Raw genomic sequence first — 26,405 nt, 5'->3', positions numbered from 1 at the left:
CCCACAACCACCAACCCAACCACACCACACCAACGAAAAACCCCAATCACCCCAGCGACCTGTCAGGAGTCAGGTTTGACTCAGACAGATTATCATGGCTGTCGGGCGTCAAAGCGAAACTCGGAAGCGGAAACAGACTTTACTTCACACTCATTTTTGAAGACGGCGTCCGGGAATGTGAGATAGAAGAATATAACTGCCCTCCGAGGCCAGAGCAATAACGACCTGCGATTCACCGAGGCTAACAGCTATTCACCATCATCCTCGATGGTCCATGACGTCGAAATATCTCATAGTCCGCTCGGATAATCCCTATCCTTACATCTGCAAGGTCTTCCAGGAGCAAGGTGCAGCCGTCCATGCTGCGGTCGATTGCCTACAAGGCCACGGCGCCGTCGTCGACAGAATCTACCGTTCACATGACTACTTGGCGCGCGTGTTCTAACGGGCGCGGCGGGCACACAACAGCTTTTGTTGGACGGCTGTTGCTGAGCGGCAAGTACGCGAAACACAACAGGATGCGCTATCATGGGGGCATCAAATCTGACTGGTAACAACCCGGAGGCACCCTCATGGCAAGAAGGCCCACGATGCCCAAGAAGCGCGTCCTCCTAGGCGGGCTGGCACTGTTACTGGTAACCGTCGCACTGACGGGCGGATGGATCTGGTGGACCAGACCGGCACTGCGGTCTGTACCCTTGCCAGAGAATACTCAACCGGATCAGGTTATGATCCAGGGCGGTTCAGCTCCAGCGGTTTTCACTACTGCTGGTACGGTTACTTCGGCTGGGTTGCGTTCTGAGAATCATGAGTGGATTGCAAGCCTGCGTTGGACGGATTTGGGGCGCGTCGAGCATATCTACGAACTGCAGCTTGGGGAGTCGATTGACGTGGAGGGCTTGGGGCGTATGACTCTCGTGCGGGTTGACCCTGCCCCGCTTATTGACACAAACAGGCTGACCTGGATACCTGGGGTCGAGGGGAAACTTGGAGGCGGGAACAGGATTTGTTTCGTACTTGAATTTGAAGACGGCGCGAGAGAATGTAACCCCCGGAAAGAAGCCGATTGTCCGCAACCCTAGGTCGTTCACCTCGGTTATCTGTGTAACGTCTACCCTTCCTCGCTCTTCTCTATAGTCGTAGTATCGAAATACTTCTCGTAGTCCTTGCGGGAGATTTGTATGTATCCATCTCCCAGGTCTCCGGGCGGCGCGGAGTAGTCGCCAGCGGTATCATTGTGCGCCCACGGGTTATATAGCGTTACGGTTTCGTCGTCGATGGCGACGACGGTGTATGCGTGAGGAAGCCGCTCCCCCTCTCCCCGGTAGTCTCCGCCGACAATTCGATATTGGCCTTCTTCGTCCGGCTCTGCGCCCGGTTCAACGTCTTGCCTCCAGCTTCTCGCCCCCTCGCCCACGGTGACACCCTCATCTTCGTCTTTGGAGCGGATGACGCCGTCGTCGTTCGTGTCCGCCAGGGCGGCGACTTGATCGCCGTCACCGAAGTTGCCGCCGGAAGTGCCTGCAACTACGGGCTTGCCAGCATCTACGGCCTGCTCAATAGTCCGCCACTCTTCGTCCGTGTATTCATGTTGCTGTTGAGGGATTATGCCCCACTTTCGACCAGCGGTTGTCACGGTTTCCGAATCATTTCCTGAAATGGCTTTGATTACATCTTCAGGGCGTCCACCTTCCCTGATCGCCTCGTCCCCGAAGTACTTGCCGTAGGCGCGCTCATACACAGCGACGAGGTCGGACTGTCCGTTCCCGTAGGTGTAAACGTCCGTGACTTCTACCTCCACCTTCTTTCCATCATCGTAGAAGGTGACGATGAATGCCTGCTTAGATTCATCCCACCGCATGTTCTCACGCAGGACCTGTTTACCGTCATCGGTCCAGGAATAGGCCTGAAGGGTGGCCATAAGATAGCAGTCACCAAGAAACTCTTGATCTACATCATCCCAGTCCTCGCTGCCATCCAACTGCTGCTTGATCCGCTCAATATCAGCCGAGGTCAGCTCGGTCTTGTCTTTCGTGTAGTCGACATCATCGTTTTTGCCCTTGCCGCCCTGCACCCGCGCCCCAGTGCCCTGAACCGAAGTCCCTGCAGCCGGTGCCGTGCTCAAGGCCGCCGCGGTGCGTATGGCGGCGAGGTTGACCTCTGCGAGTATGCCCGCCCACGCCTGGGCGATGGCGGGCACAACCGCTGCGGCCACGATCGCGGCCGCCGGCGTGCCCAGCGCGGCCAGCACCGTCCGGCCGGCGAACTCCCGCAACTCATCCGCCGCCGCGATCGCAGAATCAAGGACCTGCGCGTAAGCCTCCAGAGGCCCCGCACCCGCCTCTAGCCGCTCGGCATCACGCTCCAACGCCCGAGTCAGCTTCCGAGTTCCTCGCCTGAAAGCATCAGCCGTAGCGCCCTGAAATGACGGCGTGGCACCACGGGCGTAATCAGCCAGGTCCGCCCCACCCCAGAAACTGCGGGCGGCGCTCTTCCAATCCTCCGCAACCGCACGAACAGCCGCCGGATCGCCGGGCACCTGCCCAACCAGGATGCCGCCGACACCCATCGCAGCCGCAGTTGAGACTCCGCCAGTGATCGGAGAGGACGTGGACAAGGGGACCATGGGGGAACTCTTTCTCAAAATAGGTCAAATGAGAACAAACGGGCGTTCACGACCGGCGGCGTCAACCACTCAGTGGCGGCCACCTGGTTGCCGGCTAGCTAGTCAGGCCGTGATAGCTGACCACCCGACCGGTGTCACGGTCGACCACGGTGCCGCTGGAGTGACCGCTACCGAACCGGTGCGACAACTCACCAAGGGCTCGCGCACCGTCGGCGGCCTCCTCATCGGTGTTCGTAAAGTCCCGTTGAGCAGCCACCAACCCGTCGGCCAGCTCCACCGCGCGGGACGCGCCCTGGGTCGCCCGGTCCTCGAAGTGGTAGGCGAACCGTGCCGCCGCGGACGCCAGCACCGGCACACCGAAGGCGCCCTCGCTGCCGGTGTTCACAACGACGCTCCCTACCGCCGCCTGACACTCCTCCAGCAGCGCCCCGCCGCGGCTTAACTCCTCAGGGACAACCTGTAGAACCACCAAGAACCTCCACAAATCCCGGCCACGGCCGCCGCTTCTCAGGACAGACCACGGCGCTCACCGATTGGCATACAAACGGTCACAGGTTAGCAGCATGCCCCTTCGTCTCACCCCCGCCGACGCAGTAACGGCCACAACAACACATGAGGGCTCCCCACGAGCCTCAGACGGCCCAACGCCACGCGCGGCCATCCGGCCCGGCAATCAGGTGCCCGGGGCCGTCTTCGAACCTGCAAGCAACGGAGCGGCGGCGCCTGAGGCGGTCCGCCTTATCGCCATTCCGGGCGGAAGCTCCTCACGCCGACCTGACGCACCGTCCGCACTCCCGCCTAGTGTCGCCGTATACACGGCGGCGGCAACGAAGTCGCCGCGAGCAGCCAATTGCAGCAGGTGAACCGCAGCCGCGCTGCGCGAACACTTTCGGAGGTCACCGTGTCTGAGCAAACCGCCCCCGCCCACAAGCTCGCCGTCATCGGCTACGGCACCCAGGGCGTCTACCACACCCGCAACCTGCGGGCGCTGGACGACGTTGCCATCGACGTCGTCGGCATCTACGACACCGACCCGCGCGCCAATGAGGACGCCGAGGCCGACGGCCTGCACGTATACGCCTCCGCCGCCGACCTCCTGGCCGACGCGGAAGTGGACATCGTCTTCATCTGCACCCCCAACGACTCCCACCACGACTACGCCGTCTCCGCGCTGCGCGCCGGCAAGCACGTGCTGTGTGAGAAGCCCGCCATGATGAACGCCGCCGAGATGCGCGAGGTCGCCGCCGTCGCCGAGGAGACCGGCCGGATGTTCATGGTGCACCAGAACCGCCGCTGGGACCCCGACTTCAACGCCATCAAGAAGATCTACGACGAGCAGCTCATCGGCGCGCCCACCTACCTCGAGCAGCGCATCCACGGCTCGCGCGGCATTCCCGGCGACTGGCGGCAGCTGCCCGAGCACGGCGGTGGCATGATCCTGGACTGGGGCGTGCACACGGTCGACCGCCTGCTGACCATGGTCGACTCCCCCGTGGTGGACGTCTACGGCGAGCTGTCCTTCGCGCTCGGCCACCAGGTCGACGACGGCTTCCGCGCCCACCTGACCTTCGCCAACGGCTTCCACGCGATGGTGGACGTGTCCACCACCTCCTTCCTGCCGGAGGCGAAGTTCTGGATGCAGTCCGCCGAGGGCACCGTGGTCATCGAGGACTGGGAGATGAACGGCCGCATGGTGCGCCGCACCGGCGCCGAGGAGGACGACGCCACCCCCGTGCAGGCGGGCGTGGGCCTGACCAAGACGATGGCTCCGCGCATCCTCGACTACAAGGCCCTCGCCTCCACCACCCCGCCCGTGGAGGTGCTGCCGCTGCCCGAGGTGGACGTGGACGTCATGGACTTCTACCGCAACGCCCGCGACGTGGTCGACGGCGTCGCCGAGCCGGTAATCACCAACGAGTCGGTGATCCGCTGCCTGACGGTCCTGGAGGCCATCGTGGAGTCCTCCCGCACACACGAGGTGATCCACCCCGAGCAGGCCTGACCGGCTTTCCCGCCGCACTCCCGTGAGCACCCTCGCCCCACCCGGCGCCGCGAGCACGCCCCCGCCGGCCGACGGCGTGAGCGAGTCTCCTCCCGACGACGTCGTCGCCCCCGCCTGGCTCTACGAGGCCGGCGGGGAGCGGGCGACAGCATGGGTAGATGCCCACAACGAGCGAACCCGGCAGGAGTACACCTCCTCCCCCGACTTCGTGCGCCTGACCGATGACCTGAAGTCGGCGCTGGACTGCCCGGACCGGATCCCCGCCGTCGCCGACCGGGCCGGCATGCTCTACAACTTCTGGACCGATGCCGACCATCCCCACGGCATCTGGCGCCGCACCAGTTGGGAGTCATATGCCGCCGGCGCCCCATCCCGTGCCGACCGGGCCCCCGCCCCCACAAGCTGGGAGACCCTGCTCGACCTCGAGGCGCTGAACGCGCCCGGTGCCCTGCCGACAGAACTCGGTTGCGGCAGCGGCGAACATCTGGTCTGGGGCGGAGCGCACGTACTCACCACCGGTCCGCGCGCCGGCCGCCGCGCGCTGGTCTGCCTCTCCCCCGGCGGCGGCGACGCGAGCCTCACCCTGGAGTACGACCTGGACGCGCGCCGCCTCATCGCACCTGCCGACGGCGGCTTCCACCGTCCGGTGTCGAAGGGGACGATGACCTGGGGCGACGACGCGGGCGAGTCCGTCATCGTCTCCGCCGACTTCGGGCCCGGGACGGTGTCGCGGGCCGGCTACCCCCGGCAGGTGCGGCGGCTGCGGCGCGGACAGTCACTGGACGAGGCGGAGGTGCTGGTGACCGCGGGAGGCGACGCCGTCGCCGCCTTCGCCTCCCGCGACCCGTGGGGGCGGACCTGGCTGACCACCATGCCGAGCTTCCAGCAAACACGCATCTGGCTGCTGCCCGACGACGCCGACTGCCCGGCGGGCACCGGACCCGCCCGCGCCGCGTTGGACGGCGGAGCACCCGCCGGCACGGTCGCCACTCCCGACGGCGACACGGTCCCGGCGGGCGCAATCCCGTTGCAGGTCCCGGAGGACAGCCTGGCCGGCGTCGGACGGGACTGGCTGACCATTCAGCTGCGCAGCCCCTGGGAGGCGGGCGGTGTCACCCATCCGGCCGGCACCCTGCTGGGCGCCAACCTGGCTGACTTCCTGGCGGGGCGTCGCCAGCTGGAGGTCCTGTTCGCGCCCTCCGCCTCATCCACGCTGCTGTCGACCGCCTGGACCGCGGGCCACCTGGTGCTCACGGTGCTCGACGACGTCGCCACCCGCCTGGAGGTGTGCACGCCGCCCGCGCGCGGACGGGGCGGGGGTCCCGATGCGGACACCGCCCAGAACGGCTGGGGCCACCACTGGATCGACCTGACGGGCGCGGCGGATCGGCTCGGATGCCCCGCCGTCGACGACACCGAGTTGCGTCCGGGACGGGCACTACTGTCGGTATCCGCCGCGGCGCTGCGTCCGGCGGATACCGACTACCTGTGGATCTCGGCGTCGGGCTGGACCACGCCCTCAACGCTTGCCGTCGCCCGGCTGACCCCGTCCGGGGAGATCACCGGCATGGCGGTGGTGCGGCAGGCACCCGCCCGCTTCGACGCGCGGGGAGTGCGGGTGAGTCAGCACGTGGCCACCAGTGCGGACGGCACCCGGGTGCCCTACTTCCAGATCGGCAGGCCGGCGCCATCGTCGCCACCGGTGCTCGTGCACGCCTACGGGGCATTCGGGAAGTCGCTTGTGCCGGGATACGAGCCCGTCACCGGGAAGGCCTGGCTGGAGCGGGGTGGCACCTACGTGGTGGTCAATACGCGCGGCGGCGGTGAGTACGGGCCTGGTTGGCATCTGGCGGGCGCCGGCGCGGGGCGAAGGCGGGTAGTCGAGGACCTGACGGCGGTGCTGGACTCGCTGGTTGCACGCGGCGTAACCACGCCGGAGGACATCTGCCTGTATGGCTCCTCGGCCGGCGGTCTGCTCACCGGGGAGGTGCTGGCCAGGTACCCGGAGCGAATTGGCGCGGCCGTCCTGGAGGCGCCACTGACGGACATGCGCCGGTACACCCAGCTGTCGGCCGGGGCGGCGTGGACGGTGGAGTTCGGCGATCCGGACGATCCGGAGCAGTGGGCGTGGCTGCGGGAGCACTCGCCGCTGCATCTGTTGCAGACGGGACAGGCCTATCCGCCGGTGCTGCTGCTGGCCTCGGCGGCGGACGACCGCGTGCACCCGGCACACGCCCGCGCCCTGGCCCACCGGCTGGAGCAGCTAGGCCAGAAGGTGACTTACTTCGAGACTGCCGCGGGCGGACACGGCGGCGGTACCACCCACGCGCAGCAGGCCTTCGTGAGCGCCCTGATGCACGACTTCGCCCGCCGCCACACCCGCCGAGGTCGGTAGATCTTACGTGCCGAGGTCGATAGATCTTACGTGCCGAGGTCGGTCTGCAGTACCCCGCACACCGGCATCCTCAGGACGTGGCCGGGATGGTGGCGCGCTCGCGACGCATGGGCAGGCGGAAGGCCATGAACAGCGCCAGTCCCATGGAAACGGTCGGCATCCAGAAGGCCCGCCCGAAGGCGTCCGCCGCCTGGGCCAGGCCGTTCGCCAGCTCCGACCCGCTCAGCTCGCCGGACACCGCCGCCGCGCCCGCGTCCGTGCCCGCCAGGAACAGCGCTAGCAGCACGGACACGATCGCAATACCGACGGCGCCGAATACCTGCTGGCCGATGTTGAACAGGGTGGTGGCGTTGCCTACCTCCTCGCGATCGACCGCCTGCAGGGCCGCCGTCGACACCGGCATCATGGTGCCGCCGATGCCGAGCCCCTGAACCGTAAGCACGACCCCCAACCACCACAGACTCGTGTCGGCTCCCACCTGGGTCAGCGCGAGCACCGAGGCGAACATGGCCGCCATGCCGAAGGGCACCACCCGCCCGGCGGGCAGCCGGTCCACGAGGTTGGAGGCGATGGGCATGGTGATGAGCGCCCCCAAACCGGTGGGCGCGATGAAGAAGCCGGCCGCCATGGCACCCAGGCCGCGCACCTGCTGGAAGTAGGCGGGCAGGAGCAGCAGGTCCGCCGTGAAGCCGGCCTGGAAGAAGATCGCCAGCGCGATGGCATTGCGATAACCGCGCAGCCGCAGGATCGTCAGATCCAACAACGGGCGCTCGGCATGCAGGCTGCGGCGCACGAAGGCCGCCACCATCACCAGCCCCAGCACCAACGGCACCCACACCACCGGCGCGGTGATGGCCGCACCGCCGCCGGCGTTGGACACGCCCCACAGCGTCAGCGCCAGCCCGGGAGACATGAGCACAACACCGGGCACGTCCAGGCGGACGGTGCCGCGATCGTCGTCGCGCGGGAGCAGGAACAGCCCGAGCCCGGCAGCCGCCGCCCCAAAGGGCAGGTTAATGAGGAACACCCAGTGCCAGGAGGCGACCTCCACCAGCCAGCCGCCCAGAATCGGCCCCATCACGGGGGCGATCAACATGGGGATGCCCATCAGGCTCATCATGCGGCCGAGATTGTTCGGGCCGGCGGCGCGAGCGACCAGCGTGGTGCCCACGGGCATGATGCAGCCGCCGCACAGGCCCTGCACCACACGCATGACGATCAGGAAGGCGAGGCTCGGGGAGAGGGCGCACAGCACGGAGGCGATGGTGAACAGGGTGATCGAGCCGATGTACATCCACCGGGCGCCGATGCGCTTCAGGCCCCAGTCGGTCAACGGGATGATTGCCGCCACCGCGAGCGCGTAGCCGGTCACGGTCCAGGCCACCGTCGAGTATGCGGGCAGGGCGCCGTCGGGCGCTGCGAAGTGGCGTTGCAGTGCGGGGATGGCGACGTTGATGATGGTGCCGTCCAGGACCGACATGAATGAGCCGATCATGACGACGGCGGCCACCCGGTAGGGGCTGGGCGCCGAACGGGCGGGAGAAGTGGGGATACGGGAGTCCGCAGTCATTGGTGTGCCTTCTTCGAGGAGGAGCGACGAGGCCCGGCCAGCGGCGATCGCGTGCGGTTGCGAGGCGGCGTGAGCGTGCGGCACGGGGCTTCGGGCGAACGCGGCCGGTGCGTGTTGAGGGGCGGTACGCCGTGGGCCGGGGCTGGGCGAACCGTCCCGGCGGTCAATGCCCGTCCGCCCCCGCGGGGCGCCGCTGCGAGTTCAGTCGCCCGTAGACGGCGGAGGTGGGACTGTGTACGGAGTCGGCCTCGGTGATCTCGCGGATCGGGCGGGCCGGGGTGCCGAAGACGAGCCAGCCTGCTGGCACGTCGTGAGTGACCAGGCTGCCGGCGCCGACGACGGCGTCGTGTCCGATGGTGACGCCCGGCATGACGGTGACGTTGGCGCCGAGCCAGACGCGGTCTTCGATGACGACGGGGTCGCCGTATTCGGCGCCGCCGGTGTGACCGTCGGGGTAGGTCAGGTGGCGGCGCTCGGAGGCGAGCAGGGGATGGGTGCCGGCGGCGATGGTGACGCCGGGACCAAGCTGGACGTCGTCGCCGATGGTCACGGGCACGTCGTCGAGCAGGGTGAGGTTGAAGTTGGCGAAGAAGCGCGCGCCGATGGTCGTGTGGAAGCCGCAGTTGACGTACAGCGGACCGCGCACGTATGCCTCCGGGCCGAGGCCGGCGAAGAGCTGCGGCAGGATTTCGGCGCGGGCGGGGTCCAGTTCGTCCAGCGCGTTGTAGCGACGGCACAGGTCGTGGGCACGGGCCTTGAGCGTGCGGTAGGGAGGCCAGGCGGCGTCGAACAGCAGGCCCGCGCGGGCGCGCGCGTCCTGATCGTCCATGTCGCACCTCCTCGTCCTTCCTCTGACGGCAAACCGCACATTACCGGGCCTTTCATCCGATTCTCGTCGACTTGAGAACGGCTTTCGCCCGCGCGGGGCAAAAGCCCGGGGCCGCGGCGTTGTCCGCCATCGGGGCGGATTCATACGGTGGTTTCAGTCGGCTCGCAGCGCCGTGACGCGCTGCTACCGCGGGTCGGACCGCCCACGCCAAGCGGGCGCCACGCGCATCAAACATCACCGGACGGGGCCACCGCGGGCTCCGCCGGCCCCACAAAGGACGTGCACACCATGAGCAACCTGCACCAGGCGCAGGATTCCCCCAACATCGACCGCCACTTCGACGCCATCGTCATCGGCTCCGGCCCTGCCGGCTCGACGGCGGTGCGCGAGCTGACCGCCGCCGGCATGGACGTGCTCCTGCTCGAGGCCGGCCGCGAGCTGACCGAGGAGGACTTCACGCCGCCGGTTTACGGCAAGCCCAAGCCCATGGGCATGGACATCATGACCCGCGCCAAGCGCATGCTCGGCAGCCGCCAGTTCAATCAGGCCCGCCGCTCCTTCTACTCCGACTCCTCCTCCCGGTTCCTGGTGGACGACCTGGCCAACCCCTACACCTACCCTCTCGACGCCCCCTACCTGTGGGTGCGCTCCCGGCTGCTGGGTGGCCGCATGCACGCCTACGGCCGCGTGCTGCAGCGCATGAGCGACGTGGACTTCAAGGCCGCCAGCCTCGACGGCGTCGGCATCGACTGGCCCTTCGAGTATGCGGACCTGGCCCCCTACTACGACCGGGTGGAGGAGCTCGTCGGCGTGTACGGCGACGCCGATCCCGGTGTGGAGCACCCGCCCGCCGGCAGGTACTTGGGCCCCGGGCACCTGAACGAGATGGAGCAGGAGTTCAAGCGGGTCGTGGAATCCCGGTGGCCCGACCGACACGTGATCTCCTGGCGCTTCCAGGCCCCCTTCCTGGACCGCGTCCCCCCGGGCATCCGCGAGGCCCGCAAGACCGGCCGCCTGACCATCCGCACCAACGCCGTGGTCTCCCGCATCACTACCAACGCCCGCACCGGCCTGGCCACCGGCGCCGTCTTCATCGACGCCCGCACCAAGCGCGAGCACCGGGTGACCGGCGACGTGGTCATGCTGTGCGCCTCGGCGATCGAGTCGGTGCGGCTGCTGCTGAACTCCGGGTCGAGTCGTCACCCGGGCGGGCTGGCGAACTCCAACGGGCTGGTGGGGCACTACCTCATGGAGCAGTCCATGACGCTGGGCTTCGGCGACGACGCCCGTCGCCCCGGCTACTTCGGTCCCTCCTCCCAGTGCGAGGAGGACCCCTTCTACGGCAACTCCGGCGGCTTCCTGATCCCCCGCTACCAGAACCTGCACGGACAGACCGAGGCCTACAAGCGCGGCTACTCCTTCCAAGGACTGGCCGGGCGGGTGCCGGTACCGGAGGACTCCCCCGCCATGTTCGGCTTCGGCGCCGGCGGGGAGATGCTGCCCCAGTACGGCAACCACGTGGCCCTCTCACGGCATGTGAAGGACAAGTGGGGCATCCCCGCCGCGCACATTGTGTGCCGTCCGGACGACAACGACCGCACCATGGTTGCCGCCGCGGTGCGGGACGTCACCGAGATGATGCAGGCCGGCGGCTACCGGACCAACTTCGTAGCCTCGACCTTCGGAGTGCACTCCAAGCACGTGTGGCCGGACTTCAACCCCGCCCAGCGCGCCATGTTCCGGGTCGGGATCCGCATGAGCCTGATGATGGGGGTCTCCATCCACGAGGCGGGCGGGGCGCGCATGGGCCACGACCCGGCCACCAGCGTGCTCAACGGCGTCGCCCAGTCGTGGGATGTGCCGAACCTGTTCGTCACCGACGCCGCCTCCTTCCCCACCGGCTCCACGGAGGGGCCGGCGCTGACGATCATGGCGGTCACCGCCCGCGCCTGCGACTACATCACCCGTGCACACGCGGCCGGGGAGTTGACCCGCCCCACCCAGGACGTGGTGCTGTAGTCCTGCGGGCACAGGGCATGCGGGGCCGGCCTCGGATTCGGTGCGCCAACAACGGCGGGGTGGGCAGGTTCCGGAGGCGGCGCCCGCGCGGTCCTGCCGCAACCGGTCGCCCCGGCCCGCCGCCCGGCGCCGCTCTGGCCGGAGTGACCTGGGTCCCCCGTAATGCCCGGTGCGGGCAGAAGCGCGCGGCCCCGCCGCCACCCCGATCCGGTACCGGTTTTCGTTGAAATACCAACCCCTCCGCCGCCAACCTCCCGGTCGCGGTGGTGCGTGTCACCGCGACCGGGCGACGTTTGCGTGCCGCCCGCGTTGATAGCGTGTTGCCACCGGCCACCGCACGGACGCCCATTCGGAAGGCCCGGGAATCCGGGCAATCCAGCTGGGACCGCGCGGCGGACCACACAACACCGATTCAACTCTTCTAAAGGAGCAACACATGTTCTTCAGCGCCATCGACGCCAACACCGCTCGCGCCATCGCCGAGGCCGTCAACGACCGCCTCACCGAGAAGAACCACCGACGAGCAGCAGTGAGCTCACCGAAGCCCCCGCGGCGGCCGTAGCGCCGCGCCAGCGCCGAGCGCCCGCAGTACACGGGACGGGGCACAGACAGCCAGGCCGGAGACATCGGGGTCTCCGGCCTTTGTTGTGCTCGCCGCACGCCGAACACGCGTGCATCTGCTAACGTCGCCGCCGACGGCCTCCCGGTCGCTTCCCGAGCCTGCTCGAACTCGACCGATTCCCGCCCACACCCCGCCTCAACGACGGGTGCGAAGCCACGCCCGGAAGGACAGCATGTTCATCCTCGTCCCCACCACACCCCTGGACGCCAACACGATCCGCTCGATCGCGGAGGCCACCAACGCCATGCTGGAGGAACAGGAAAACAAGCGGGCCGCACGGGACGCGCGCACAGGCGGCAGTCGCCGCCACAGCCCCGTCGGCACCCGTCCAGTGGCGCTACCAGCGGTCTGACGGCCCCGGCTCGGCTAGAACGCCCCTTCCCCGTCGGGCAGGCCGGCTCGCGCCGGGCCACGCCGCCAACGGCTGTGTTGGTTCGGTGGTGGCGGGTGTGGTTCGGCTTGTGGTGTGTTTTGTTTGGGGGGTTGACGGTGGGGTGTGGGGGTTGTTATGTTTGATCGCGCATCAAACGGGTGGTGGTCGATGGTGACCGCCGGTCTGGGTGGTGGCGTTCGTGCCGTTCGTTGGGGGCATGGTGCGGGCGGGGCCTGTTGCGGGCCTTGTTGGGCGAGGGTCGCCTAGTTCCCCGGAAGGCTGTGCGAGATGTTGTTCGCACCGAATGTTGAGTTGTTGTTTTCCGAGGCCGGCGAGGATTACGCGGATCGGATTCGGGCCGGCAGAAACCGCCGTGCTCCAAGAGGACACCGGTGACCGTATCCAACGCCGGTTCTACTAACTCGGCGCTGGTCAACGCCCCCGCCCTCATCGCGGCGCTACGAGACCGCTCATACAACGGATGGGCCGTGGTCGAAAGCGACCAAGCCCCTGACCCCGTCGAACCCATCCTCCTAAACAGCTGACACCAACAAAAAACCGGACCTACCAAAATGACCCTAAGAGCAAATGGCGGCTCGGCCTTGCCGGAGCTGGAACGATGAACGCACTCCGGGAGAATAATGACGCACTCCGGGAGGGCAATTCAGGAGGTAAGGTATGAGGAGCGCTCGACTGTCGACGTCGACGAAACTGGTCTACGGGCTTGGAGACCTAGCCTGTCAACTGATGTGGTCGCTATCGTCCAGCTACCTCGTGCTGTTTTACACGGACAACGTTGGTCTCGCTGCGGCCGCCGTGGGCGGACTTATGCTGTTCGCCCGTGTCAGTGACGCAATATTCGACCCCATATTGGGTGCCTACATCGAGCGGCACCCTACCAGATGGGGAAGATTTCGTCCGTGGCTGCTATTTGCCTCTCCGGTCATGGGGGTAATGACTGTACTTACCTTCATGACCATCCCCGGTTCCCAGAACCTAAAGCTGACATGGGCGGCGATCACCTATCTCTTCCAGGGCCTGCTGTACTCCGCCGTCAATCTTCCTTATGGTGCACTCGGCGCGGTCATGTCCCGTGATTCGCGCGAACGTGTCGACCTTGGTTCTGCGCGAACCGTCGGCATGAATGTCGGGGTGGTTCTGATCAACGCCATAACGATGCCGCTTGCGATTACGTTCAGCGGTGACGCGGACTCAACGAGCGTTCGAGGGTATACGCTCACTGCCCTGACGATGGTTCTCATTGCCGTTCCCATGCTTTGGCTTGTCTTCGCCAAGTGCCATGAAGTGATCGTGCCCGACGTGACGAGAACCCGCGTTTCACTTGCAACAACTATTCGTGTGGTTGTCACCAATGGTCCGCTCATGCTGGTGGCCTCCACGATGCTGCTCATGCTGACCGGGATATTCGGCCGCCTTGCGGTCGCCCTGTATTACTATATATATCTCATGAATCGGCAGGACCTGGTAGCGCTGCTCATGTCGCTGCCCTCCATCGCGACTGTAGTCGGCATCGCCCTTTTTACGAGGCTGTCGAGCAGGATCGGTAAGCGCAGGCTTTTAATTGTGTCGCTGATAATGACGGCGCTTCCGCTCGTATGTCTGTTCTTCGTCGACCCATCCAATGTAGTCTTCGTCATCGTGTTGAACGGCCTGTATGGCCTGTTCTTCGTGGCAACACCTCTGGCCCTGTCGATGATTCCGGATGCGATCGATTACCAGGAGGATCGTACCGGTATACGCAGTGACGGCTCGGGGTTTGCGCTTTCGAGCGTTTCAATCAAGCTGGGTTCTGCCGTTGGTGGGGCGATCGGCACATGGATACTTGCAGGGTTCGGCTACGTGGCGAATAGTGTCCAGACAGAGCATGCGGCGTTCGGTATCAATGTCGCTGTGAACCTCGTACCCGCGGCGTTCCTCATTCTGGCGGCGATTCCGATGTTCTTCTATCCCGTCACTGAAGACGTCTATGAAGAGGTCCGGGCGAGACTGGAGGCGGGCGAGGCTGATCAAGCCAGCGCTTCCTAATGCATCTTTGTGAATTGTAAATCGAATACCGTCTTTCCCGTCTACCGCGTAGCGCGGTTGTCGCCGAGTTCCATCCGAAATACCGCTGTTCCGGTTGATGAGTGTGATGGTTCGGGACCGGACGGTGGTGTTCGTACTCGGGTGCGTGAGGAGCGTCTCGGACCGACGAGGAAGTCGACGTCCGTTGTTTGGATGCTCGGGCGGGCATGACGGTGGTGAGAAGTTGTCGATGCTGAGCGGGGTAGTCGGCCACGTGGGCTAGACCTCCAGAACGAGGGGACGTCTTCAAGAACGCTCTCTTCGGCCTCGTCGAGGCCCAACCTGCGTCCTCGAACATCCCGGCGGACCATGCACAGGCTCGGCGGGTGACACTGGGAAGCCGGGAAAGAAGACTGTAACCGCGCGCCTAGCGCTGACCATTAGACCAGCCGCCGCCGCGCATACACGAAGAGCATCTTCCAGGCGGGGCCACAGCATTACCGATCCCGCAGCCCAACCGCCCTGCTCGACCGTCAGAGGCCGCGCCCTCGGGAGACGAGCCTGCGTTGGCAGTTTGTCATCGACTTGCATCACCGCGCCCCTGGACGAGCTCCTGGCGCGTACGTCGAGCAAGGGCGGACGGTTGGCGTATCTAATCGCGTGTCTCGGCGAAGGCTCGTCGGGACGAACCGAACTGTTCGCTAACTCCAGCGACGGTTCGTGGGGTAGACGCACTGTGTCGTCTCATGACTTCTGGAACATCCGGAACTAATGACATGGAGCGCTAACAGTCATGAGCCTCTGCCAGAAACGCGTCAATGACGCGCCCGCCGCGCCCCCAGCGGCCAAGACGCAGACACCTGGGGTCCAGTAGGTCACTTGAACTGCAGCCGGGCCGCTGGGGGCCGGTGTAGCTTTCCTTTCGGGCCCGGGGTGAACTACGCGCCGGCGCACGGGGCGTAGCGGCGGTGCCGGGCCTGGCTACCGGAGCGTCTCCTGCTTATTCTTGGTCCGGATGTGTTGCCGCCCGGCTTCACGGTTGGTGGGTGTGATGGCGTCCTAGGAACCATGAGACCCAATAGTCCCAAAACCATGGCGACAACACGGCACGTCTACCCCACGAACCACTGCGGGAAATGGCGGAACCGTCGACCAGAACACATGTACAGACACTTCTGATCCACCGTGGTCTCGTCCACCGAGCTCATCCGGACCCGCCCATCAGCCGTTACCCAGCACTCCACTTTCCTTGTACTCGCCTCCAACGAGGCACATCGGCATCGCGCCACAATAGATCTGCCCGCATGCGTCCGCATCCGCGTACGGTTATTCCGAGTGGACTGAGCCGGGCGCCTACTGGTCTTCAGTCGACTGGCCGGTAGACGGCGTCCTCGACTCCAGGCGTGCACGAATAGCTTGGTACTTCGCCTCTGTGATCGGGTAGGCGGCGAGTGGAATGAGGGCGAGTAGAAGGATCGCCGCGGGCATCAAGTTGACGGCGACGTTCACGCCCATCAGCGCCCTCGCGGTCGGCGCCGCATCTGCGGAGTACCCGAACGCCGCGAGGCACCAGGCTCCAATGGCCCCGCCAAGCGCGGATGCAACCTTGATCGCGAGGCTGGTCATAGCGTATGACGTGCCATCACTGCGGACTCCCGTTCTGTCCTCCTGGTAATCAATCGCGTCCGGCACCATCGCGAGCACAATCGGCGTTGCGAACAGGCCGAGCCCGTACAGCATGGACAGCACGACGACGGCCACGAGGTTCGAGGGTCCGACAAAGAACAGCAACAGCAACGAGATCGAGGAGCTGAGGATTGAGATCATTACCATCCTCTTCTTGCCCAATTTCTTCGCGAATCGTGTGAAGGCGGCGATTCCGATGATCGTGAAGAGGGGCGGAATCGGCATGAGCCAGCCCGCCAGGTCTACCCTGCCTATCGAATAGATAATGTAGTACATGGCCACGGCGAGTCGGCCGAACTGACTGGTCATGGTGCAGATTAGCATCGTCGTGATGAGCATCAGGGGCCTGTTTCCGAGCACCGTCTTGAATGTGTCGATCAGCGACACGCGAGTCTCTTCCGGAACCGGCCGGACGACCTCCTTGCTAGTTACGAACACGAGCGCGAAGAGCGGCAGCGCAGCTATCGAGAACAGTGCCGCCGTTGCGGTGAATCCGCCCACGGTGGCGGCGCCGCCCCCGCCGCTGAGATGGAGCACAATCGGCATGGTGATTGCGCCGAGTATAATGCTTCCGAAGTTCGTTCCGACCATCCGGTACGAGTTCAGGGCGACACGATCTCCCGAGTCGCGAGTCATCACCGTCGCCAGCGCCCCGTACGGCAGGTTGACGACGGAGTACAGAAGCCCTTGGATCATGTACGTACAGATGGCCCACGCCAATTTGGCGCCTTCGGTGCCGGGAATGGTGCTGAAGGTTAGTACGGTGAAAATCGCGAGCGGCGGACCTCCCCAGATCATCCATGGGCGGAAGCGACCGTGCTTCGTGTATCGCCGCTCGGTGAACGCGCCCCAAATCGGATCGAAGACGGCGTCCGTTATGCGGGCGACGAACATCAGCGTGCCCACGGCGGCGGCCGCGAGGCCGACGCTGTCGGTGTAAAATAGAACAAGATAGCTGGACGACAGATTCCATACCATCTGGCCGCCGACGTCGCCGAGGCCATAGGAGATCTTTGTCGCCGTGGACAGCTTCTCCGAGGGTGGGGAGGACGGCATAGAATTAGCAGGGCTTACAGTCATGATAATACTCTCCACGTCTTTGTGGCAGTTCAGTCAATTTGCATACCGGCTGTATGTCGATGTCTCGGGGGCTGCAATCGCACCGGGTCGTGCGGCAGCGAACCACTACCGTCGGACACGCTCGGACTGGCTTGCGGCGGCGGGTCACGGCGTCTGGACCGTCGGCCCGCCGCCGCAAGCAGGACAGCTCGTCAGCGTGTCGCGAATGCCGCGTCGAAGGCGGCGCCGGGCGCGTCCCACATCGCGCGTCGGACGAACTCGAGCGCCTCGGGAGCGCCTCGCATCCGGTCCATCCCGGCGTCCTCCCATTCCACCGATACGGGCCCGGTGTATCCGATACGGTTGAGCGCACGGAAGCATTCCTCCCAGGGGACGTCGCCGTGCCCAACCGACACGAATGTCCACCCACGGCGCCCGTCATTCCATGGCAGGTGTGAGCTGAGCCTCCCGGAGCGTCCGGTTAGCCGTTTCTTGGAGTCCTTCGCATGCACGTGATAGATCTTGTCCGCGAAGTCGTCCAGGAACCCCACCGGATCGACATCCTGCCAGTTCATATGGCTGGGATCCCAGTTGATTCCGAGTTCCGGGCGATCGATCACCTCAAGCATCTTCTTGGCAGTCCAGTAGTCGTATGCCAGCTCGCTGGGGTGGACCTCAGCGGCGAAGCGGACGCCGCACTCGGCGAATACGTCCAGGATCGGATTCCAACGGCGTGAGAAATCCTCCCAGCCGGCCTCGATGAGGTCGTCATCAACCGGCGGGAACATGGCTAGGTACTTCCAGATCGACGATCCGGTGAAGCCGACTACCGTCTTGACTCCTAGTCGCTGAGCGGTGCGCGCCGTGTTCATAACCTCCTCGGCCGCACGACTGCGCACGCCCTCCGGATCGCCGTCTCCCCAGATGGCGTCCGGCAGCATTCGGTGATGCCGTTCGTCAATCGGATCGTCACACACCGCCTGGCTCTTCAGATGGTTGGCAAGCGCCACGATCTTGAGGTTGTAGCGTGCGCAGACATCCAACTTCTCCTGAATGTATGCGTCATCGGTTGCGCCCCGCCATACGTCGAGGTGGTCTCCTGCGCAGCCGATTTCAAGGCCGTCGAAGCCCCATTCGGATGCGAGTCGCGCGACCTCCTCGAATGGGAGGTCGGCCCATTGCAGAGTGAGTAGTGATACGTCACGGGTCATGATGCACTGTCTCCTTCCTTGGTTTCATCAGTGCGTTCATACGTCGGTCCAGGCCGCACGAGATGCCGCCGAGCGCTCCACCGCCGCAAGAACGCGTTGCACGCTCAATCCGTCGGCGAATGTTGGCCGTGGAGCCTCTCCCCGGGCGATCGCCTCCACCAGATCGACCACCTGGTGGGTAAATCCGTGCTCCCAGCCAATCACGTGGCCCGTGGGCCACCAGGCGCTGTAGTAAGGAGTGTCGGGCTCCGTGGCCAGAATTCGGCGGAATCCGGACTCGACGGCGGGCTCGGATCCGTCGTAGTACTCAAGCACGTTGTAGTCCTCCAGGTTCCAGCGCAGCGCTCCGGAGGACCCGGATACCTCAATGGTCAGTTCGTTCTTCCGGCCCGTCGCGAACCGAGTGGCCTCGAAGGAGGCAACGGTGCCCTGTGACATGCGCCCGAGGAACCAGGCGGCGTCGTCAACCGTGACATCGCCATACCCCTCGGCGGCCTGTCTGCCACCGAGTCCACTGCCAGGGGCGGCAAGAGGACGCCGTTTCACGAAGGTCTCCAACGTTCCCGACACCTCGACGATCCTGTCATCGGCGAGGTACTGACACAGATCGATCAGATGCGCGCCGATGTCACCGAGGGCGCCGGAACCGGCCTTGTCCTTCTCCAACCTCCAGCTGAGGGGCTCGTTGGGATCGACGATGAAGTCCTGCCGGTAGCCGGTACGAATCTGCCTTATCTTGCCGATCTTACCCTCCACCACCATGCGCCTCGCCAACGCGATTGCCGGCGATCTGCGGTAGGAGAAGCCCACCATCGACTGAACGCCGCGAGCAGCAGCGCGCTCAGCGGCTTCCGTCATGGCTTGTGCCTGTTCGACGGTATTGGCCAAAGGTTTCTCGCACAGCACGTGCTTGCCGGCGTCGAGCGCGGCGACGGCGATCTCCTGGTGCAGACCGCCGGGTACGCAGATGTCGATCAGATCCACGTCGTCGCGAGTGAGCAGGTTCCGCCAGTCGCTCTCGCTGGAGCTCCACCCGAGCGCTTCTGCAGCCTCTTGCGCATGCGCCGAGTCCTTTCGACACAGGACGGCCATAGACACGTCGAGTGGCAGGTCGAAGAACTTCGGTGCCTGACGCCAGGCGTTAGAATGCGCCCTGCCCATGAATCCGGCTCCTACAATAGCCACGTTCAGTCGCCTCTTAGGCCCTGTACTATTCATGTTCTGTCATCTCCAGTTCCGTTGTCTCGTGATAATATTCATCTCGCCCTTGATCTCGTGATACGGGCGGTGTTCGTTGCCATGGTCATGCGACGACCGCTAGCTCGGTGGGACGAGTAAGGCCGCCCGAGGCATGCTGCTCGGCGATGAACTTGCATGCCCTGGATGTCAGAGCCATGATCGTCAGGGTTGGCCCGACGGTCCCATTGGTGACGAAGGAGGAGGCGTCGGTGACGAACAGGTTGGGGATGTCCCAGGTCTGATTGACGTTGTTGACGACCGACTTCTTCGGATCTGATCCCATGCGAGCTCCGCCGCATTCGTGAATCGCGGCGCCGAGGCTCTGCGACATGCGAATACCGACCTTAAAGATCTGTCGCTGCAGCGGGTTGAAGTCGGGCCAGACCTTGGACGAGTCGAGCCCCACAGTGGAGCCGATGAAGTTGATCCTGTATCCGGCATACTCCACCATCTCGCGGACAGCTCTCATCATGTCTTCGGTCATCATCCGCTCGTTCGCGCTGAGTGTGCAGTCGATCCGCGGTGCGGGAATACCCCACTTGTCCTTCACGCGACGGCTGACGCCAACGTAATTGTCAAAGCGTGGCAGCATTTCCCCCATTGCGTCTCCACCGAATACCGCCGGCACATCCGGGGGAATCGGCGTCCTGCCCCCGATGCCTTGATAGTCAAATCCACGCAGGTAGCGCTCCGTGCGACGGCCTTCCAAATTCTGGTAACGAGGAATGAGGATGCCGCCGGCCCGTCCGTGGAACGAATCCGCAGGCTGCGCCGTGTCTTCATCCCAGCATCCAGGGCGGTCCGGTACATCTGCGAAGCAGAGCGCCGTCGTCTGGTCCATGAAGTAGTGCCCGAGCAGTCCCGAGGAATTGGCCAGGCCGTCCGGGAAGCTCGTAGTCCCGGAATTCAGCAGCAACCTGATCGACTCAATCGTCGACGCTGCCAGCACAATGACGTCGCCAAACACCCGATGACGTCGCTTGGTCACGCGGTCGACGAACTCCGCGCCGGAGGCGAGGCCGGTGCGAGGATTGATCGTGATCCGGCTGACAACGGCATTGGTGCGCGTAACCAGTCTGCCAGTCCTGCGAGCAGCCGCGATACCCGGCGGAACTCGGTCCTGGAACGGCGCCTGCACACGCCACGAAATGACCTTGCGTTCAGGCCACCGTTTCTCGACCTTAGACTTGAACTCCTTCTCGATCGTGCTGAGGAAACCCGGCCCGATGTACTTACCGTCGGCGGGTTGGTCCAAGCCGTCCTTGTCTCCGTACACGCCGACGAGCTCCTCGACCCGGTCGTAGTACGGCTCGAGATCGGCGTACTCGATCGGCCAGTCCTCCCCGTATCCGTCGAGACTGGCGGCCTTGAAGTCGAGGTCTCCCATGCGCTGAAGCACGCGACCGTAGGTCTGCATCCGCCCGCCGAGCATCTTGGACCTGATCCAGAGGTACGACTGTCCCAGGGGAGTCGTATACGGATCCTCCAGGTCATTCACCATGAAGGGGCTGACTCCGCCGTCGAAGAAGGCACGGCACGCCTGGCGCACCTGACCTCGGGTCAGCATGTCTTTTGCTCGCGGGATGATATCCATACCGAGAGCTCCCGCCTGCTGCTCTGGCCGTACGAACTCCGCCTCGCTCCGTTCCGGTCCCGCTTCGAGCAGAAGCACATCCATTCCGGCTTCGGTCAGCTCTCGGACCGCGACGCTCCCGCCCGGTCCGGAGCCGACGACGATCGCATCGAAATGCCGCTCAATGTCGTGTTTCATCATCTTTCCTTCCTATCTGTTGTCGGTTGGGTTAGCGGCGCTGCGCCGAGCCGCCTCGTCGGAGGAGATAGACGCCGCGGGGCTCGGCATGGACAACGATTAGTCACTCGAGTCTGCTATTGGTTTTAGAACGTGTTGCACCTCCCATCCGTTCAGCATCGTGCTGCTTGCGGGATGGGGACTCATATCGCTTTCGACCACGATCCACCCTGCATAGCCGTGATCCGTCAGGGCCCTCATAACCGCCGCCGCGTCGACCAGTACCGGTTCTTCCGCCAGTTCGGTGAACCACCTGCCCACGCCCCGCTTCCCGCCGGCGCGGAGTACCGAGTATTCCGCGCCGGCGTTCAGGTACTCTTCACCGTTGTCAACGTCGGCCGCGTTCTTGAGATGAACGTGAATGACTCTGTCTGCGTGGTGCTCAATGAATTCGAGCGGGTTCCGACCTGCCACCACGAACTCGGCGGTGTCGAGAGCGAGTCCCGTGAGTTCTGGGTCGGTGAGTGCGAGGAGACTGTCCAGCGCGTCCGCGGTGCGCAGCGAGGACAGGAAGTCGAAATGCAGGCCGAGCCGCACGCCCATTGGAGCTATTGCGGCGCCCACCGCGTTCCACGAGTCCGCCAGCGCCTGCAGCGCAGCATCATCAAGCGGACCGGAGTGTCCTGCGTATGGAGCGGGACGAACGACGAGGACGCTTCCGCCGAGTTCGGCGAGTGCTTCTGACAGCCATGCGGCGTGCGCGACCAGCCCGTCGCGCGAGCCGGGATCCAAGGGGTCGTCACCGTGGGTGAGGTCCTCCTGATAGCCGATTGCCGGATCCCAGAACCAACTGCTGACGGACTCCAGGCCCGCGTCTTGGACGAAGCGGCGGAATCCTGCGATGGAGCCGAAGTTCGCCGCCAGCTGTGTAGGGTTGCCCAGGGGCTCCCATCTTCCGGTGCCTGCATTCAGTTCGACTCCCGAGAAACCCGAGATGGACACGACGCGCAGCGCCCGCTCGTGCTGGCGGCGACGGACGAAGTGGTCGAACTGCGGCTTGAACTGGTTGAGGGCGTACGACCAACGAATCATGACCCCTGCTCCTCACTCGCAATGCGTTCCAGCACGTTCTTGGCGTACCAACGCGAAATTGCGGTGGATTCGGCGTAGTCTCCTCCGAGCTTGTCCGCCTTATCGTGCTCCACGCCGATATAGCCCCAGTATCCGTGTTTGACGATTGCCCGCATAAGCGACTCGAAATCGACGAGGCCCCCCTCATCGCCCATTTCATAGAACCATCGTTCAGTCGTGTCCGCCATGACTTCCGCATCGGGCCTCCTGCGATAATCGCCAACCAGGTCCCGATGCCGCGTGTCCTTGAAATGGAATCCGCTCACGCGATCGGCGTACGCCCGATACAGCTCGACGGGGTCGACCCCGACGATGCAGTGCTGCGCGGTGTCCATGAACAGCTTGACAAGCGTCGGGTCGGTGTTGGAGTAGAACGTCTCCAACTCCGAACGTGAGCGGATACCGCAGAAGAACTCGTGGTGGCATGCCAGCGTCACTCCGGCATCGGCCGTTAACGCGCCGACCCGGTTCCACAGTTCGGCGGCGACCTTGATCTTGTCCTCCGTCACGGGCTCCATGTCGTAATACAAGGTGGCTGGCATTACGACGATGTTGTCCAGCTCTATCTCTGCCCAGCGGTCAATGGTAACCCTGAAGTCCTCCAGGATGTTGTCATGAGTTTCGCGGATGTGGGGCGCGTACGTGCGCTGATCATAGTCAGCTGCGTGGAATATGTTGACGATCCGTTCAAGGCTGCGTTGTTGCACGAACTCCTGGTAGTTGCTTACCGACCCGTAGTCGCCGGCGATCTGGTGCCAGCGGAAGTCGAATACATCGATCGCATCGAACCCGACGGCCGCCACTTGCTTGAGGAAGTGGTCCATGGTTCGCCGCGATTCCCATTGGTCTATTTGACCGTGAGGGGACTCGGAACGCCAATGGTCCATGTATGTCCATTTGATCATTTCGGTATGTCCAGTTCGTTTTGCAGGTACCAGCTGTTCAGGAGCGTGGTTTCGGCGGGGTCGGGGGTTTGGTCGCTTTCGACGACGGTCCATCCGTTGTACGAGTGCTCTCGTAGGGCGGTGACGAGGGCGGGGGTGTCGACCAGTCCGTTCGGAGTGCCGAGTTCGTAGAACCAGCGTTGAATGTGGTTGCCGGAGTCTCCTTGGAACATGGCGATTTCTGCGTTTGGCTTGAGGTATTGGTTGTTGCTGTCTTGGTGCCGGGTGTCTTTGAGATGGATGTGTGTGACGCGGTCGGCGTGGGCTTGGTAGAAGGCGACCGGGTCGATGCCGGCGATGGTCATTTCGGCGGTGTCGACCCCGAGGCCGACCAGTTCGGGGTCGGCTGCCCCCAGCAGGGTGGCGAGTTGGTCCGGATCGTGGATGGATGACAGGCAGTCGTAGTGCAGGGCCAGGTGCAGGCCTGCTTGACGGGCCAGGTCTCCGACCTCGTTCCACAGGTCGGCGGCGGTCTTGATCGCGTCGTCGGATAGTTTCCCGGTGATCCATGCAGGTGGGGCAGGTCGGGCTACCAGTGTTGAGGCTCCCACGGCGTTGAGAAAGTCGATGAATACTCGCGAGGTGCGGATGATGGTGGCGTGCTGGTCGAAATCGGCAGGGTTGTGGGGCATTCCGTCGTCTTCCTCGGCTGGGGCGGTGGGGTCCCAGAACATGGAGCAGACACCTTTGAGTGAGCCGCGGTGGAGGAAGTCGAGGAAACCCTCGGCCGAGCCGTGGTTTGCCAGTATCACCTCCGGGCGAGCGAGGTTGTCCCAGCGACCGCTTCCCGAGGCCAGCTCTACGTAGTCGAAGCCGGCCGCCGATGTCACCTTGAATGCGCGCAACTGGTCCTCATGGCGGGTGAAGGCGTCCATGCGGGGCTTCCACTGGTTGAGCGCGTATGCCCACTTGAGCGTGTCTTTCATTTCGTTTCCTCCCTGGCCGCGCGCTCGGCCTGGGCGAGCACGTTGTCGATGTACCACTTGGCCACCGCCGTGGCCTGCGCATAGCTGGACCCGTAGTCGTTCATGTCGGCCTCGTCGTGCTCGACGGTCAGCAGTCCATCCCACCCGGTCTCGACGATCGCCCGCATTAGCCCGGGGAAGTCGACCAAGCCGCCCCCCGCGCCCATTTCGTGGAACCATCGGCGCACGCCCCGCGACTGCCGCTCCGGATCGGGCGGGGTGCGATACAGGTCGTCCCGATCGACCTGATGAGCGTCCTTGAAGTGGAAGCCCGAGCAGCGCGCCGAGTACTTCCGGAACAACTCCACCGGGTCGACCCCTGCTATGGCGTGCTGCGCGGTGTCGCAGAAGAAGTTCACATACCGCGGGTCGGAGTAGTCGAAGAAGGTGTCGATCTGCTCCAGAGTGCGGATCGCCCCCCAGAACTCCAGGTGACAGGTCAGCCTCATTCCGTACTGGGCGGTCATCTCACCCACCCGAGTCCACAACTCGGCCATCGTCTTGATTTTGTCGTCGGTAACCGGCTCCACCTGGTAGTAGGTACATGACGGCATGACGATGAAATTCTCCACGCCCGTCAGCCCCTCCAGCTGCCCCACGGTCTGACGACAGTCCTCAATGATCCGCTCATGGGTCTGTCTGACGTGCGGCGCGGCATACCGAGTCGCCTGCGCCCACGCCCTGAACACTCCGGTCACCTTCTCCAGTCCCAGGTCCTGAATTCGATGCTCGAACGCCTTCATTGACCCGTACATCGCGGCATACTGATAGACGCTGTAGAACATCGTGTCAAGACCGCTGAAGCCAAGCGCCGCAAGCTGTTTGATGTAGCTGTCCGTGTAGTCCTTGTTGAACTGTGGAGGCTGCAGTCCCTGCGGCGTCCGTGTCAACCAGTGGTCCATGTATGACCATTTGAACTCGGTCATTCGTTTTCCCTTCAACCTTTGCTGAACATGTGTTTCAAACGATTACGTATTGCCTGTTTCACGCGCACTCGTGGACGCTGATCCACCGTAGGTACCCTGGTTTTTGGGTGCACGACACCCACAAGCCCGCCGTGTGGGTCAATAACGCACTGAGCGCGACACCTTCGCCTGTAACGGCGACACGTCGCCTTCAACACGCCTCGCGGACGCGCCCCGCCCGGGTCTACCGACTGGTGTGCAACCGGTCCAGGACGCCGCGTATGTACTGGGTGGATGCCGCACTGTCCTGCGTGGGGGTGTACTCCAGCCCGATCGGGCCGTCATACCCGGCGTCCATGATGTCGCGCAGCCGGGCGGGCCAGTCGATCGCCCCGCTGCCGGGTTCGCCACGCCCAGGCGCATCCGCGAACTGAACATACTTGACCAGCCCGCCCGCATTAGCCAACACCGCGGCGGTGTCCTCACCCTCAACCGTCGAGTGATAAAGGTCGAACAGCACCCCGAAATACGGCGAGCCCACACAACGAGCCACATAAACCGCATCGCCCGTGCGATCCACCAACGAGCCAGGATGATCCACCCGAGTATTGACCGGCTCCAACACCAGCGTGATCCCACTACCCTCGATCTGCGCGACCGCCTTAGTGAAGACCTCCGCCAGATCATCAAGCTGACTCGCCCTACTGGCACCCGGGAAACCGGTACCGCTTTGAACCACGATCCGTCGGTTCCCCAACCGACGCGCGATCTCCACACCCTCGTCCAGTCCCCGATAGAACTCGGAGTGATCCCGCGGAGGAATCATGAACTGCGTCCGCGGCTCGGCCAACTGAGCCACCAACGACACCCCCGTCTCCTCCAACGCGGCTGCCACCGCAGGAATATCCTTGGGCCGCGACGGCAAATCCCTGCCCAACGGCCCCCAGAACTCCACCGCCGTGAAACCCGCAGCCCCAGCAGCCCGAATCCGATCCGCGTAATCCTCGCCGGCCTCGGAAAACAACAACTCAACATTCGGTGCGAACAACATCTC

19 protein-coding genes are annotated in these 26,405 nt (G+C 64.5%); 6 read left to right on the top strand and 13 right to left on the bottom strand.

Features of this window, described 5'->3' with window-relative positions:
* Positions 1 to 1,111: 1,111 nt before the first annotated feature.
* Together DRB06_RS01065 and DRB06_RS01060 are read right to left on the bottom strand one after the other, a co-directional pair.
* Positions 1,112 to 2,626, bottom strand: a complete 1,515-nt coding sequence (locus DRB06_RS01065; protein ID WP_111818915.1) for a C2 family cysteine protease — start codon at positions 2,624 to 2,626, stop codon at positions 1,112 to 1,114.
* 94 nt (positions 2,627 to 2,720) lie between these two features.
* Positions 2,721 to 3,011, bottom strand: a complete 291-nt coding sequence (locus DRB06_RS01060) for a hypothetical protein (protein ID WP_146750766.1) — start codon at positions 3,009 to 3,011, stop codon at positions 2,721 to 2,723.
* Positions 3,012 to 3,527: 516 nt separating this feature from the next.
* On the opposite strand from DRB06_RS01060, the gene DRB06_RS01055 reads away from it, so the two are divergent.
* Complete coding sequence (locus tag DRB06_RS01055; protein ID WP_111818913.1) at positions 3,528 to 4,628, top strand: Gfo/Idh/MocA family protein; 1,101 nt, start codon at positions 3,528 to 3,530, stop codon at positions 4,626 to 4,628.
* A gap of 22 nt (positions 4,629 to 4,650) precedes the next feature.
* The gene (locus DRB06_RS01050; RefSeq protein ID WP_258522098.1) at positions 4,651 to 7,023 is read left to right on the top strand and encodes a prolyl oligopeptidase family serine peptidase; all 2,373 of its coding nucleotides are present in this window, start codon (positions 4,651 to 4,653) and stop codon (positions 7,021 to 7,023) included.
* Positions 7,024 to 7,093: 70 nt separating this feature from the next.
* Here the strand turns inward: DRB06_RS01050 and DRB06_RS01045 are convergent, their stop codons facing one another.
* Positions 7,094 to 8,593 carry a DHA2 family efflux MFS transporter permease subunit gene (locus DRB06_RS01045; protein ID WP_108968649.1) on the bottom strand — a complete coding sequence of 500 codons (1,500 nt, stop codon included), beginning with the start codon at positions 8,591 to 8,593 and terminating at the stop codon, positions 7,094 to 7,096.
* A 163-nt stretch (positions 8,594 to 8,756) separates the two neighbouring features.
* Positions 8,757 to 9,422 (bottom strand): sugar O-acetyltransferase, encoded by a 666-nt coding sequence (locus tag DRB06_RS16790; RefSeq protein WP_073328990.1) that lies wholly within the window; start codon positions 9,420 to 9,422, stop codon positions 8,757 to 8,759.
* 288 nt (positions 9,423 to 9,710) lie between these two features.
* Here DRB06_RS16790 and DRB06_RS16785 point away from each other — a divergent pair, with 288 nt between their 5' ends.
* The 4 genes from DRB06_RS16785 (at position 9,711) to DRB06_RS01025 (ending at position 14,482) form a co-directional block, all read left to right on the top strand.
* On the top strand, positions 9,711 to 11,441 hold the full coding sequence (locus DRB06_RS16785; RefSeq protein WP_111818912.1) for a GMC oxidoreductase: 1,731 nt from the start codon (positions 9,711 to 9,713) through the stop codon (positions 11,439 to 11,441).
* 436 nt (positions 11,442 to 11,877) lie between these two features.
* Positions 11,878 to 12,003 carry a hypothetical protein gene (locus DRB06_RS16435; protein WP_258522097.1) on the top strand — a complete coding sequence of 42 codons (126 nt, stop codon included), beginning with the start codon at positions 11,878 to 11,880 and terminating at the stop codon, positions 12,001 to 12,003.
* Positions 12,004 to 12,235: 232 nt separating this feature from the next.
* Positions 12,236 to 12,415 (top strand): hypothetical protein, encoded by a 180-nt coding sequence (locus DRB06_RS01030; protein ID WP_108968655.1) that lies wholly within the window; start codon positions 12,236 to 12,238, stop codon positions 12,413 to 12,415.
* Between the two features lie 699 nt (positions 12,416 to 13,114).
* Entirely contained in the window at positions 13,115 to 14,482 is a 1,368-nt protein-coding gene (locus DRB06_RS01025; RefSeq protein ID WP_108968676.1) for an MFS transporter, read from the top strand.
* Between the two features lie 1,332 nt (positions 14,483 to 15,814).
* Here the strand turns inward: DRB06_RS01025 and DRB06_RS01020 are convergent.
* The 9 genes from DRB06_RS01020 to DRB06_RS00980 all read right to left on the bottom strand — a co-directional run.
* The gene (locus DRB06_RS01020; RefSeq protein ID WP_146750765.1) at positions 15,815 to 17,227 is read right to left on the bottom strand and encodes an MFS transporter; all 1,413 of its coding nucleotides are present in this window, start codon (positions 17,225 to 17,227) and stop codon (positions 15,815 to 15,817) included.
* A 191-nt stretch (positions 17,228 to 17,418) separates the two neighbouring features.
* Positions 17,419 to 18,417 carry a sugar phosphate isomerase/epimerase gene (locus DRB06_RS01015; protein ID WP_108968672.1) on the bottom strand — a complete coding sequence of 333 codons (999 nt, stop codon included), beginning with the start codon at positions 18,415 to 18,417 and terminating at the stop codon, positions 17,419 to 17,421.
* Positions 18,418 to 18,453: 36 nt separating this feature from the next.
* Positions 18,454 to 19,602, bottom strand: coding sequence for a Gfo/Idh/MocA family protein (locus DRB06_RS01010; protein ID WP_220092949.1), 1,149 nt, complete (start codon positions 19,600 to 19,602; stop codon positions 18,454 to 18,456).
* A 118-nt stretch (positions 19,603 to 19,720) separates the two neighbouring features.
* The gene (locus DRB06_RS01005; RefSeq protein ID WP_199912514.1) at positions 19,721 to 21,430 is read right to left on the bottom strand and encodes a GMC oxidoreductase; all 1,710 of its coding nucleotides are present in this window, start codon (positions 21,428 to 21,430) and stop codon (positions 19,721 to 19,723) included.
* Positions 21,431 to 21,526: 96 nt separating this feature from the next.
* The gene (locus DRB06_RS01000; protein ID WP_108968668.1) at positions 21,527 to 22,498 is read right to left on the bottom strand and encodes a sugar phosphate isomerase/epimerase; all 972 of its coding nucleotides are present in this window, start codon (positions 22,496 to 22,498) and stop codon (positions 21,527 to 21,529) included.
* Positions 22,495 to 23,361: a sugar phosphate isomerase/epimerase gene (locus DRB06_RS00995; protein ID WP_220092948.1), complete on the bottom strand. Its 867-nt coding sequence runs from the start codon at positions 23,359 to 23,361 to the stop codon at positions 22,495 to 22,497. Before DRB06_RS00995 ends, DRB06_RS01000 begins: the two co-directional genes overlap by 4 nt.
* A 77-nt stretch (positions 23,362 to 23,438) precedes the next feature.
* Positions 23,439 to 24,407: a sugar phosphate isomerase/epimerase gene (locus tag DRB06_RS00990; RefSeq protein WP_111818910.1), complete on the bottom strand. Its 969-nt coding sequence runs from the start codon at positions 24,405 to 24,407 to the stop codon at positions 23,439 to 23,441.
* The gene (locus DRB06_RS00985) at positions 24,404 to 25,372 is read right to left on the bottom strand and encodes a sugar phosphate isomerase/epimerase (RefSeq protein ID WP_108968662.1); all 969 of its coding nucleotides are present in this window, start codon (positions 25,370 to 25,372) and stop codon (positions 24,404 to 24,406) included. Before DRB06_RS00985 ends, DRB06_RS00990 begins: the two co-directional genes overlap by 4 nt.
* Before the next feature lie 223 nt (positions 25,373 to 25,595).
* Positions 25,596 to 26,405 (bottom strand): TIM barrel protein (locus DRB06_RS00980; protein WP_220092947.1); only part of this gene is annotated, 810 nt, incomplete at its 5' end.

Origin of the sequence: Actinomyces sp. Z5 (assembly GCF_003287795.1) — a bacterium.
Lineage (GTDB): Bacteria > Actinomycetota > Actinomycetes > Actinomycetales > Actinomycetaceae > Actinomyces > Actinomyces glycerinitolerans.
This window is presented reverse-complemented; position numbering and strand designations above follow the sequence as displayed.